This is a genomic window from Spiroplasma endosymbiont of Cantharis lateralis (assembly GCF_964030855.1).
GTDB lineage: Bacteria > Bacillota_I > Bacilli_A > Mycoplasmatales > Mycoplasmataceae > Spiroplasma_A.
Window position 1 is genome coordinate 1 of sequence record NZ_CAXIQF010000008.1, and the last position, 13,028, is coordinate 13,028.

At 25.3% G+C, this 13,028-nt stretch carries 11 protein-coding genes, 5 tRNA genes and 1 pseudogene; 4 read left to right on the top strand and 13 right to left on the bottom strand.

Annotated features, from left to right (window positions below):
- A partial coding sequence (locus AAHM99_RS02245) for a hypothetical protein (protein WP_342275150.1) occupies positions 1–638 on the top strand: 638 nt, incomplete at its 5' end.
- Between the two features lie 51 nt (positions 639–689).
- Here the strand turns inward: AAHM99_RS02245 and AAHM99_RS02250 are convergent.
- The 13 genes from AAHM99_RS02250 to AAHM99_RS02310 form a co-directional block, all read right to left on the bottom strand.
- Positions 690–1,010: a hypothetical protein gene (locus tag AAHM99_RS02250; protein WP_342275151.1), complete on the bottom strand. Its 321-nt coding sequence runs from the start codon at positions 1,008–1,010 to the stop codon at positions 690–692.
- Positions 1,011–1,124: 114 nt separating this feature from the next.
- Positions 1,125–1,213: transfer RNA gene (locus tag AAHM99_RS02255), tRNA-Leu, on the bottom strand.
- Between the two features lie 18 nt (positions 1,214–1,231).
- Positions 1,232–1,307: transfer RNA gene (locus tag AAHM99_RS02260), tRNA-Lys, on the bottom strand.
- 18 nt (positions 1,308–1,325) lie between these two features.
- A tRNA-Gln gene (locus AAHM99_RS02265) sits at positions 1,326–1,400 on the bottom strand.
- A gap of 5 nt (positions 1,401–1,405) precedes the next feature.
- Positions 1,406–1,489: transfer RNA gene (locus tag AAHM99_RS02270), tRNA-Tyr, on the bottom strand.
- A 22-nt stretch (positions 1,490–1,511) separates the two neighbouring features.
- Positions 1,512–1,587, bottom strand: a tRNA-Thr gene (locus AAHM99_RS02275).
- Between the two features lie 281 nt (positions 1,588–1,868).
- Positions 1,869–3,179, bottom strand: coding sequence for a thymidine phosphorylase (locus tag AAHM99_RS02280; protein WP_342275152.1), 1,311 nt, complete (start codon positions 3,177–3,179; stop codon positions 1,869–1,871).
- Between the two features lie 24 nt (positions 3,180–3,203).
- Positions 3,204–4,175, bottom strand: coding sequence for a lysophospholipid acyltransferase family protein (locus AAHM99_RS02285; protein WP_342275153.1), 972 nt, complete (start codon positions 4,173–4,175; stop codon positions 3,204–3,206).
- A gap of 5 nt (positions 4,176–4,180) precedes the next feature.
- On the bottom strand, positions 4,181–4,648 hold the full coding sequence (locus AAHM99_RS02290) for a dihydrofolate reductase (protein ID WP_342275154.1): 468 nt from the start codon (positions 4,646–4,648) through the stop codon (positions 4,181–4,183).
- The gene (locus AAHM99_RS02295) at positions 4,648–5,517 is read right to left on the bottom strand and encodes a thymidylate synthase (protein WP_342275155.1); all 870 of its coding nucleotides are present in this window, start codon (positions 5,515–5,517) and stop codon (positions 4,648–4,650) included. Before AAHM99_RS02295 ends, AAHM99_RS02290 begins: the two co-directional genes overlap by 1 nt.
- Before the next feature lie 280 nt (positions 5,518–5,797).
- Complete coding sequence (locus AAHM99_RS02300) at positions 5,798–6,754, bottom strand: ABC transporter ATP-binding protein (protein ID WP_342275156.1); 957 nt, start codon at positions 6,752–6,754, stop codon at positions 5,798–5,800.
- Positions 6,755–6,768: 14 nt separating this feature from the next.
- Entirely contained in the window at positions 6,769–8,232 is a 1,464-nt protein-coding gene (locus AAHM99_RS02305; protein ID WP_342275157.1) for a hypothetical protein, read from the bottom strand.
- Positions 8,233–8,537: 305 nt separating this feature from the next.
- Positions 8,538–10,361, bottom strand: a complete 1,824-nt coding sequence (locus AAHM99_RS02310) for a lipoprotein (RefSeq protein WP_342275158.1) — start codon at positions 10,359–10,361, stop codon at positions 8,538–8,540.
- A 186-nt stretch (positions 10,362–10,547) separates the two neighbouring features.
- Between AAHM99_RS02310 and AAHM99_RS05640 the strand changes: the two are divergent.
- From AAHM99_RS05640 to AAHM99_RS02330, 3 genes and pseudogenes are all read left to right on the top strand, one after another.
- Positions 10,548–11,949, top strand: a pseudogene (locus AAHM99_RS05640) (ISNCY family transposase).
- A 158-nt stretch (positions 11,950–12,107) separates the two neighbouring features.
- Positions 12,108–12,323 (top strand): hypothetical protein, encoded by a 216-nt coding sequence (locus tag AAHM99_RS02325; RefSeq protein ID WP_342275161.1) that lies wholly within the window; start codon positions 12,108–12,110, stop codon positions 12,321–12,323.
- Between the two features lie 167 nt (positions 12,324–12,490).
- On the top strand, positions 12,491–12,724 hold the full coding sequence (locus AAHM99_RS02330; protein ID WP_342275162.1) for a hypothetical protein: 234 nt from the start codon (positions 12,491–12,493) through the stop codon (positions 12,722–12,724).
- The last annotated feature ends 304 nt before the right edge of the window (positions 12,725–13,028 follow it).

Below are 13,028 nucleotides of genomic sequence, written 5' to 3' on the forward strand. Positions count from 1 at the left end.
TAAATACAAGTTATGAACAAAAAGTTGTTAATCAAGGAGCAAATTATCCAGATTCAATGACAGCTTATGGTGAAAAATTAAATAATAAAGTTGATTTCAGAGAATTTAAAACAGAAGAAGTTCAAAATAAATTCAATGAAAAATGAAGTAAAAATATCTTAGATTGAATGATTGAAGAAGTAACTGAAATTTATAAAACTAAGGTTTTTGGAAATACTGGAATAAACGATAAAATTGCATACAATGAATCTAAAAAGAAAGTAAAAACTTATTTTAATAATAATAACGGTGTACCAATGTTTATTATTATTAGAAATGGTAAATTAGTTTCTTGAGAAGTTGGTTTTGGTTCATCAGAGCAAGGATGAACAGAAAAAATAATTGATGAATTATTTGAACCATTAATTACTGCAATGAATAACAGCGATCAAGAAACAGTATTTATTGATAAAGTTGATAAAGGACAATCAACTGGTGGAGGAGAAACACCTGATCCAGAAGGACCAGGTCCAACTGATCCAGGAACTGACCCAACAAATCCAGGAGAAGAAGTAGCAAATACATATAAATTTAACTACTTATTTGAACAAGATGATTTAATAAATAGTTATTCAGTTAATAGTTTAAAAAATAAATAAAAATCTTCTTAATTAAGAAGATTTTTATTATGGCAAAATTTATTATTAATTTTAAAGCTCTATATCTATATCTCAAATTAATTTAAATAAATATGTATTTCATCAGTCCACTTGTCCAGCTAATTCTCCATATTCCTTAAAAGAATCCTCTTCTGCGTTTTTAAAACGTATTACAAGATAACTTGAATTGCTAGATTGTATTCCAAAAATATATCATCACTTAATAGTAGTCTTATCGACTTTATCAACAAGTTTTCCATTGTAATCATATATTTTTACTATGTTTGGATTTTTTTCTTCACATGATATTGCCATAGTACTTGTAGAAGCAATTAGACCTGTAATTGCAAATAAACCTAAAAATTTTTTCATTACTTTGTTCCCTTTTGTTTTTATATATTTATATTATAAAGGTTTAAATTAAAGTTAAATTAAAGAAATAAAAAAAGCACTTATAAAGTGCTTTTTTAATCAAGTCCGTAATAATGGTCCCCGGGGCCGGACTTGAACCGGCACGACCGCTTAAAGTCGCTGGATTTTAAGTCCAGTGCGTCTACCAATTCCGCCACCCGGGGATTAATAATAAAAATAAATGGTGTCCCGTATAAGACTTGAACTTATGACCCACTGGTTAAAAGCCAGTTGCTCTACCGACTGAGCTAACGAGACGTTAATAATAAAAATAAATGGCTGGGCTAGCAGGATTCGAACCGGCGCATGAGGGAGTCAAAGTCCCTTGCCTTACCGCTTGGCTATAGCCCAATTACTGGTGGGGAGTGACGGATTCGAACCGCCGAACCGTAAGGAGATGGTTTACAGCCACCCGCGTTTAGCCACTTCGCTAACTCCCCATAGATATAAAATATAAAATTGTGGTGCTGACTAAAGGAGTTGAACCTTCGACCTATTGATTACTAGTCAATTGCTCTACCAACTGAGCTAAGTCAGCAATTATTCTTTTTTGTAAAAGTAAGAACCTTTTCAATTATACAAAAAAATAGAATATAAAGTCAATATTTTTTTAAAAAGAAATAAAAAAAAAGCACTCTGGGCGGAGCACTTATTTAAAACTTCTAGAATAGCTAATATTATAAATCTAAATAATTATGTTCATTTGATAGGGCTAAATAAACATTATGGGCTAGTGATTTTTAAAACTATTCCAGACTTATTTATTATATTTTAAATTTTCCTAAATTTCAATGGTTATTAAATGGAAATTTTAAAATATTAGATATTTTCGTTAGTTAATAATTTTAAAATCAACTTTTCATTTTGAGCCTTATCTTTTATTAAAATTAAATCTTCTGCTTTTTGTTTAAAAGCTTTTATATCATCTCTATTTGTATAAAGTGTCATTACAACTTCTCCCGATTTAACAACCTCATTTGTAGTTTTATTTAAATAAATTCCTGCAGCAAAATCAATATCTTCTTCTTTAGTAGCTCTACCTGCTCCTAAATGCATTGAAAGATAACCAAGTTCATCTGCTGAAGAAAAAGCAATATAACCCTCTTTTTTTGCCTTAATTTCAATTACGTGTTTTGTTGAGAAATTTTTTTCATAGTCTAATATAACACTAAAATCGCCATTTTGAGCCTCTATAAAGTCTCTAAGCAAGTAAGCAGCACTCTTATCGTTTAGAACCTTAGTTAACTCAGTTTTAGCTGTTTTTAGGTCTTTAAAAACCTTATTTTGAACTAAAGTTAAACCAGCTGCAGTTACACATAATTCAACTAAATCTTGAGGTCCTTTGCCATTTAATGTATCTCAAGCTTCTTTCACTTCAATTGCATTACCAATAGCTCTTCCTAAAGGTTGATCCATATTTGTAATCATAACACTAACATTTCTCTTGTGTTCTTTTCCAATTGTTATCATTGTTTTAGATAAGGCAATAGCACTAGCTAAATCTTTCATAAAAGCTCCACTACCCATTTTTACATCCAAAATAATGCTATCAGCAGGGATTACAAGTTTTTTTGACATAATACTTGAAGCTATTAAAGGAATTGAATCTACTGTACCAGTAACATCTCTTAAAGCATATAATTTCTTATCTGCTGGAACAATATCACTTGATTGACTCATAATTGACATTCCCACTGTATTTAAAATTTCTTTAAACTTTTCTTCACTAATTTCTCCAGTTCACCCTGGACAGCTTTCAAGTTTATCAATTGTTCCTCCAGTTTGTCCCAAACCTCGCCCTGATAATTTTGCAACCTTGACTCCAAACTTAGCCACTAGTGGAGAAAAAATAAGACTTGTTTTATCACCAACTCCTCCAGTTGAATGCTTATCGGCTTTTAAGCCCACTACATTATCTAAATTATAAGTTATTCCTGAATTAATCATTGCTTGTGTAAAATTGGCAATTTCAGATGAGCTCATTCCATTGAACCAAATTGCCATATTAAATGCTGCCATTTGATAATCTTTTAATGAGTTATTAACAAAAGAATTAACCACTCAAAAAATTTCTTGAGAAGTTAATTCTATTTTATTTTTCTTTTTATTGATGATTTCTGCAAAATTCATTCTTATCTCTCCTACTTATATAAATTAATAAAAATTAGTTCTATTTTTTTTATCTATTTTTTTTGGTTGAAGACCTAATTTTTTAGGATCTCAATCTTTATATAAATTGATATTTTTTTCTACTTCTTTTTGAACATTTTTTGTTAACATTTCAGTTTTAAGTGAAATAAATTTTTCTGGCATCATTGGTTTTCCAAAAACCACTTTAATAACAAATCTACCATGTTTTCTTTTTTGAAATAATTTATAAGAGTCAATTATTGAGACTGGCACAATTGGTACATATGCCATTTGCGCTAACTTCATACTTGCTGGCATAAACTCTTCTAGTTCTTGTTTTGCACTACGAGTCCCTTCTGGGAAAATTACAACTGATCTTTTATAATCAGAAATTAATTCTTTTGCCTCTTTCATAGCACTCAATGCACTTCTTGGGTTATTGCGATCTAAAGGAACATTATCTGTTAAGTTCATAAAATGCTTAAATATTTTAGTTTTTCATAATTCTTGTTTTGCTATAAAAGCAACAGGTTGTTGTAATGAAAAATTATTAATTGCTAACATTAAAATTGAGTCCAAATTTGATTGATGATTTGGAGCCAAAACTATTCCTCGATCTAATCAGTTTTCAATCCCAATTACATCAATTTGTACATTAGCAATTTTTAAAACTTTTCTAATTTTCTTTTTAACTCAGTTATATCTTCACTCTTCAGAATATAAGTTAGGATCTTGTTTTATTTTTCTTGTTATTTTTTTAGCTTTTGCTGTTACTCTTCAAATACTTCATGCATTTGTAAATAGTCTCCACTTACTTACATAAGCCATTTCCTTTTTATCTTTATCTTCTTGAGTTGCAATTTCATTTTTTGCTTCAATGTCAGTATTTAGTTCAACTTCATTTTTTGATTCAATTTCAGTATTTGATTCAACTTCTTTTTTTGATTTAACCTCTTTTTTTGATTTAACTTCTTTTTTTTCATCTAATTCTTGCATAAATGTTACCTTTCATAATAATAAGTTGTAAATTCACTAAATTCTTTCTTATCGATTAGTTTAAAAAAACTTTCATCTCATTGAGGTGCAAAAACATTGCCCTGATACTCTTCTTTTATAATGCTAACTACTAATTTATCTGCGTATTCTAATGCACTTTTGTAAATTTGAGAACCTCCAATAATGACAAGTTCTTCCTCACATGTTTTATATTTTTTTAAAATTTCTTCTAAATTATTAGATACTTCTAAATTATTATAACCCTTTTCTAATTCTCTTGAAGTAATTAAAATATTTTTTCTATTTGGTAATGGTTTTTTTGAAAGCGACTCCCAAGTATTTCTACCCATTAAGATTGTTTTGCCCTTTGTGTAATTAATAAAATGTTGCATTTCTTCTTTAATATTTCAAGGTAGTTTATCATCTTTTCCAATAACCTTATTTTTGCTTTGAGCTCATATTAAAGAAATCATTAAACTGCCACAACTCCTTTTATTGCTGGATGACTTTCATAATCTTCTAAACTAATATCATCAAATTTAATATCAAAAATTGATTTATTGCTTGAGTTAACTTTTAGTACTGGCAATTTTTTTGGTTCTCTTGTTAATTGCAAATGTAATTGTTCAATATGATTAGAATAGATATGTGCATCACCAATTGTGTGAATAAAATAACGAGCTTGTAAATTACACTCTTTTGCAACAAGTTCTAATAATAAAGAATAACTAGCAATGTTAAAAGGAATTCCCAAAAATATATCACCACTTCTTTGATAAAGTTGTAAATCTAAAAAACCATCTTTTGATACATAGAATTGAAATAATGAGTGACATGGAGGCAAAGCCATTTGATTAACTTCTGCTGGATTTCAAGCAGAGATTATATGTCTTCTTGAAAAAGGATTTTGTTTAATATCAGTAATTAAATTTTTAAATTGATCTACTCCATTAAAGTCTCTTCATTGTTTTCCATAAACAGGGCCCAATTCTCCATATTTATCTGCAAATCTTTTACTTTCCTTAATTTTTTCAACAAACTCTTCTAAAGTTTCATTCTTAAAATCTTTAGATTTTTTATAAATTTCATAGGGTCATTCATTTCAAATATTTACTTTATTATCAACTAAATATTTAATGTTAGTGTCTCCACTAATAAATCAAAGAATTTCATGTACTATTGCTTTAAAAAATACCTTCTTAGTTGTAACTAGTGGAAAACCCTCTCGCAAATCATATCTTGATTGGATTCCAAATTTTGAAATAGTTCCAGTATTTGTTCGATCTAATCTCTTTTCACCAGTTTTTAAAACTTCATTTACTAAATCTAAATATTGTTTCATGTTATCACCACTTAAAATTATATATGAAACTAATAAAATGTGCTTCTAATATTTAATTGAATTTAGCTTTATTTTTATTAAATAAACTTAGCTAAAATAAAAATGCTAGTAATAATACTTAATGATTTATTCAAAAATATCAATTGCTATAAGGATAAAAATATTGCTTTTGACATAAAAAAGACAACCTTTATATTGAGACTTTTGCTCTTTTTAGGGTTGTCTATTCTTATTTATTGAAATATTTTTAATAGAATAAAAAATGTCTTTCAATTTAATTTTATTTCTTAATTTCTTCAGTTTTATTTTCCTTGTCTTCGATTGCCTTATGCACTGATTCCATATTTATTGGTAATTTAACAAGATTAAGTATTAATATCGATTTACTTATAAAATAAACAAATATTCAATTGATTTCTTTTAACTGATTAGTTGCAAAAATAATAGAGTTTTCAGATTCATTAAATTTAAATGATTTAATTTCTTTAGTTTTTAAAAATTCTCTAAAATCAGAATTATCAAACCTATCTTGTAGAAATAATTTGTATTTATTGTAAACGTTAAGTTCTTCTTTTGATCCTGAGAAAATTAATTTTCCACTATCAATAACTAAATAATTATCAATTATCTCATTAATTTCGTCAATATTATGAGCAGTAATTATAATTGTTTTACCTTCTTGTTTGAATTTTATTAAAAGATTTTTAATCTTATTTCTTCAATATGAATCCAAGTTGGCTCCTGGTTCATCAAGAATTATTATTTCAGGATCTTTTAAAAATGTTAATATTAAATTTACTCTATTTTTCATACCTCATGAGAAATCTTTTACCTTTTTTTCAATTGAATCTTCTAGTCCAAAAAAATTAACTCAGTATTCTATTTGAGACTTAATATACTCTTTTTTTAAACCCATAATTAAACAGATATTTTTTAAATAATTATTTAATGAAATATTTTGTAAAGAAAAATCAATTTGGGTATAAAAACCTATTCTTTTATTTTCTTGATAACCTTTTTTAATACTAATATTAGAACCATTTATTTTTATAACTCCACTATATTTTTTATTACAGCCAATTATAGAGTTAATTAAAACACTTTTTCCTGAACCACTAGTACCAAGTAAAGCTGTAACTTCTCCCTTATTAATGCCAAAAGATATTTCCCCTATAGAGTTCTTTTTAAATTTTTTAATATAATTGTTTATTTCAATAAAGTTTTGATTAGTATCCATCTTTTCTCCTTATATTATCTAATATCTATTTTTTTAAACTTAACTACTACAAATATAATATTAAAAATTGAAAATAGACTTAACACACCTATAAAATATAAAGGATTAGAGTAATTATTATAAGAATCTTTTTCAATAATATTTTTATCATTAAGTTTAAATGTATATTCAACATATCCTAAAAATGAGCTCTTTTGATTATCAAAAGTTATTTTTGAATCAGAGTAAGGTAGAAATCAAAAGTCATCATATGAGAATCCCGAATGTAAAGTATAATTTGATCACATTCCATTAAAAATATTAATATATGAAAAAAGGTTTAATTTTTTTCTTGTTGAATAATATTTATTTCAATCTCCTGCATTTGTATTTACAGAATAAGTTGTTGCTTCTATGTACCTATCTGTATACTTGATAAAGTATTGTTCAAGTATTCTAGTACAAAGCATTAAATCAAAGTTTAAATCATTTCTAATTAATGAATAAGTGTTCTCATCATTTTTTAAAGTAAATGCTTCTTTATAAGTACCTACTAATTGATATTTATACATTGATAATAAATAATCCTTGTTAAAAATAATTGAACTATTTTTTGTTGTATTAGTTAAACTATTTTCTTCAATTGATTCTTCCATGAATATAAATGTTTCAAATAAGTCAACTTTTTCTTTTTGTAGATCTTTTATTACATTGTTTATATATAATGAAAAATTATATAAATCTTCTAATATTAATTTCCTTTTTTCATTTTGTTCTGAATCCACTAATACTTTTAATTCTTCAATAGAAATAAAAATATTAGTTAAAGTTAACTTAACACTTAGTTCATCATCAATTGTTCAATCAGCTGGAATATTAGAGTCATTGCTTGGTAGATTATTTATAAATAAATTATCTCTTTCAATTACTAAAGGTTCTGGTTTTATTATTCCTAAATCAGCTCATAATTCTTCAACTCTTTGTTTAATTATGTTTTCATTTGTATTAAACTCATTAAAATCATATTTATTCTCAATAAAAAAATCATTTACATATTTTGATAAATAATTATACTTAATTTTATTTTGATTTACATAATTTTGAAAATCAAAAGCTTCATATAAATCAGGAATAGTTACTAGTTGATTATTATTTAGTTTTACTGTCATAGTCTTCTCATTTGTTTTTTGAAAACTTGTTGGCAAATTTGCAATAAATGTTATTGATAGTATTAAAGTACAAATAATAGTTGTAGTTTGCAGTGAGAATAAGAATATTAGAAATATAATAAAATTTAATATTAAAAATCCTGATATTAATTTGTAAATTAAAAATACTAATGTAATTCTTAATAAAACTGGATTGACAATAAAGCCATTAAATAAAATATTTATGACATTAATTAAAATGAATGTCATAAACGTATTTAATAAAATTGTCAAATAAATTATTGTTCATTGACTAATGAAAAAGTTAGTTCTAGATACTTGATTTGACAACGATATAAAGGTCGTCTTATCTTCTATTTTATTGTAGTAAAAAAACTGTACCATCCTTAAAATTAAGATAAATAAGAAACAAGATATATAAAATAATATATAGAAATTAAATGCTATAACTATCTTTTCATTTTCTTTCATAAACAAAGTTATAAGACCAAATATAATAGAACTTGTTAATAACATGAAATTTAATATTAAAAAAACTAGTTCATTAAAAATATTCTTAATATTAAATAATAATAAAATTCTGAAAGGAACTTTATTATATAAAATTTGTTTTTCTTGCATATTATTAAATCTCTCTAATTACTATCAACTCTTTTAATGAACACTTTACCTTTATTTTGTTTTCATATTCCACTAATTGGAAACTCCACATTAATAAAATTTTGCTTAAATACTCATTCCAATTGATTTTCTGGAAAAGAACCATAATAACTAACATTAATAATTCCTGTTCCATCAACTCTATGTTGAACACCTATAATCTCTCTATTTATTCTTCAACTAAAAATATTTTGATTTGAATTCTCTAATAAAATATCTCTGTGTTTTATTAAATTTTTATTAATTAAACTTAAACTTTCATTAAGATCTTTTGCATATTGATTACCACTAACTTTTATTCCATTTCAAATGTTATCCGAATCTCCTGAAACTGATGTTCCACTTCCAGAAAAACTTGCTATAGGAAAATCTTCATTTCCTCTTGGTTTAATATCAAAAATATTTTGATATTCTTTTATTCCTGCAATCATATTATAATACATCGCTCCAAACATTAGAGAAACTGGTGCTACTTCCCTTTGTTCTTTAGTTTCATCATTTGAAACTGCAATTGATGAAAAAATAGATAGGTCATTAATTGGGTGAATATAACTTTCACTAATTTTAATTGACAATCCCATAAGTTTTACCTCTCCAAAACTTATAGAGTTATCTTTAACTTTAGAATCAATTTCTAATTTTGTTGAAGGTGAATCCTTTTGAAGTTCACTAATAAAATTATCAAACTTTTCTAAGTATTTTTTTTGAAATTCAATATAATTAGAGCTTAAATAATTATACAAATATGTATTAACATCGGCAATAGTAGAACCATATATTAAAGTTTGATCATTTGTCTTAAATTCACTAAATATACTATTATATATTTGCTCCCCATTATTTTTTTCTTTTCAATCATAAGTTGTAGTTGAATTTGCATATGTAAAATCTTTTTTAATAAATTTATCAAAAATTATACTTCCTTCAAATGATAAAGGCACAGAAGGAATATTTTTAAAGTAATTTTTTTTAATAAAATCAACTATATTATCTTGGAATGAATCTGACTCATATATATTTTTAAAATCCTTAGTTTTTGGTAAAAATATTTTTTCATATTGATCTTGTGAATAACCAAAACTTTTTGCATCTAATCAACTATATTGTTGATTTTCTAAAAAATAATCACTTTTAATATTATTTTCTAATTCTTGAATTGAAGTAATTAAAGTTTCATTTGAAGTTAATGTAAATACAAAGTTTTTTGAGCTTTTATAACTAGTTAGTTGATTTTCTGAATCTAAATATTGAAAGTTGAATAACAAATTAACTTTCACATATGATAAAAATTCTCCTTCTCTCTGTGAACTTTCTAATGAATTATTAGTGTAATTTATTTCTAAAGTATTTCAATCAATTTCAAAACCATTATAAATGTCTACTCCCTCTAAAATAATAGAGTATTTTTTTGAATCAATATTTTTTAACAAAAATGCTTTAAAATTAGAGTCTTGAACAATCTTTTCAATGTCAGCTGTCAATAATCTTTTGTCTATATCGCTTAATTTATCCCCAATTAATGCTCCTTGTTGATTATTGTCAACCAACTCTTTTATTTTACTCTCTTTTATAAAACTATATGTTGTACTAGTATTTGATGAAACATCAAAAAATTTATTATTTATAGATATTCAATATTCATCTATAATTTTTTCTAAATCATTTTTAAATTCCTCAATCAAAGCTAATATTTCATTTGGTACAACTGGTGGTGGAGTTGTATCTCCGCAAGAAACAACTGTTGTTATTGATGTTGAAAGCAAACCAATACTTCCTAATAGACTTAATAATTTTTTCATATTTTATATCTCCTTTAAAATAACTATATATGAAAAATGTTAAAAAGAAATTATATAATGAAAAATAAATTTTATTGTGTAAATAACATATGATAATGTCTCAATGTATAACAAATAGAAATGTCCCAATATTTATATAAATATTGATATCCTCCAATTACAATTAAGTATTAGAGGTAACAAATTATGAAATTAAAAAGGAAATTAAGTTATATGGAGAATTTAAAATATAAAACAATTAAAAAAGTTATTTCTGGGGAAATAACAAAAATGAGAGCAGAGCAAATTCTTAACTGTACACGAAGAACAATTAATAGAAATATTAAATGATTATCAAATGAAGGTATATCTGCATTTATACATAAAAACTGAGGTAAATTATCAAATAGATCTACACCCTATGAAATTGAACAAAAAATATTAAATTTGAGAAATGAAAAATATCATGACTATAATCTAGTTCATTTCAAAGAATCCTTAGAAGAATATGAAGATTTAAAAGTTAGTTACACTTACTTAAGAGATTTATTATTTAAAAATGAGATTTACTCCCCTTATATGCACAGATCAACTAGAAAAGAATTAATTAGACAATTAAGACAAAAGTCTTTTGAAAATAAATTATCAAATAAGGAACAAGAGTTTTTTAAAGATAAGATTATTAGTTTAGAAGAATCTAGACCCATGCAAAATAGAAGGGAATATTTTGGAGAAAGAATTCAAACAGACGCATGTAGCCATAATTGAGTAATCAATGAAAAATGATCGCTGCATGCTTTCATTGATGACTCAACAGGAAAAGTATTAGCAGGTTATTTTGATTATCAAGAAACATTATTTGGATATTATACAGCTACAAAACAAATGTTTCTAAATTATGGAACTCCTGAGGAAATACTTACAGATAAAAGAACAGTATTTTATTATAAGACAAAAGAAAAAGAGTCTACTGAAACAGACTCTAATATCCAGTATGCCTTTACGTGTCAACAACTTGGAATTAAACTAACAAGTACTAGTTGCGCGCAAACCAAAGGCAAGATTGAACGTCTTTGAGGTTCTTTTCAAAAACACTTCCCCAAGAACTAAGACAATTCAATATCAAAACTATGGTGAGCCCAGTTATTACTTAATTAATGTTTTCATACCTAATTTTAATCACAAGTTCTCTACTCAAATTGATAATAACAAAAATAAAATGAAAATTTGAAATAAAAATACGGATATTAATTTTGTTTTAGCTAGAAGAGAAGAAAGACAAGTTCATAAAGGTGGAATAATTAAATATAAAACAAAAACATATTTAACATATGATGGATACGATATAACAACTTTTGCAAGTAAAACAAAATTACTAATAACTGAAACATATGATAATGAGCTCTATGCAAATTATACAGATAAGTTCTATAGATTAGTGGAAGTCAAAACTAAAAATACACCAGTTGGTCAGGTTAATGAAGTTCAAAAAACTGAGTCTAAAATTAAAAAACCTAATGTTCCATCTAATCACTTTAGATATACAAATTATATTTACTTTTCTAAAACATGAAAGGAACAATATAAAAATCGTAGATTTACAGTTTAATAAATCTACGATTTTGAGACATTTTCATTTGTTATTGACAGTTATATAATGAAAAATAAATTTTATGCGTAAATAACACATGATAATGTCTTAATATTTGTATAAATATTGATATCCTCCAATTACAATTAAGAAAGTTATCTCTGAAAAAAAACAAAATGAGAGAAGAGCAAATTCATAACTGCTCAAGAAGATCAATTAATAGAAATATTAAAAGATTATTAAAGGAAGGTATATCTGCATTTATAGATAAAAACTGAGGTAGATTATTAAATATATCTACACCCTATAAAATTGAACAAAAAATATTAAAGTTAAGAAATGAAAAATATCATGACTATAATCTAGTTCACTTCACAGAATTGTTAAAATAATATAAATATCTAAAAGCAAGGAACACTTACTTAAGAAATTTATTATTTAAAAAGGAGGTTTATTCCGTTATATGCACAAATCAACTAGAAAAGAATAAACTGGACAATTAAGGCAAAAATCTTTAGAGAATAAATTGTCAAATAAGAAAAAATAAATTTTTAAAGATATGATTATTATCTTAGAAGAATATAGACAAATACAAAATAGAAAGGAATATTTTGAAAAAAGAGTTCAAACAGACGCATGTAACCATAATTGAGTAACCAATGAAAAATGATTGTCACATGATTTCAACTCAACAGGAAAAGTATTCTCACGTTGTTTTGATTATCAAGAAACATTATTTGAATATTATATAGCTACAAAACAAATGTTTTTAAATTATGGCACTTCTGAATAAATGCTTACAAATAAAAGAACTGTATTTTATTATAAGGCAAAAGAAAAAGAAACTACAGAAACAGACTCTAATATACAGTATCCTTTTCATGTCAACAACTTGGAATTAAACTAACAAATACCAGCTACGTGCAAACCAAAGGCAAAATTGAACGGGTTTGAGGTTCTATTCAAAAATAACTTCCCCAAGAACTAAGACAATTCAATATCAAAACTATGGTGAGCCCAGTTATTACTTAATTAATGTCTTTATACCAAATTTTAATCAAAAATTGCCTAATTAAATTGATAGATAACAAAAATAA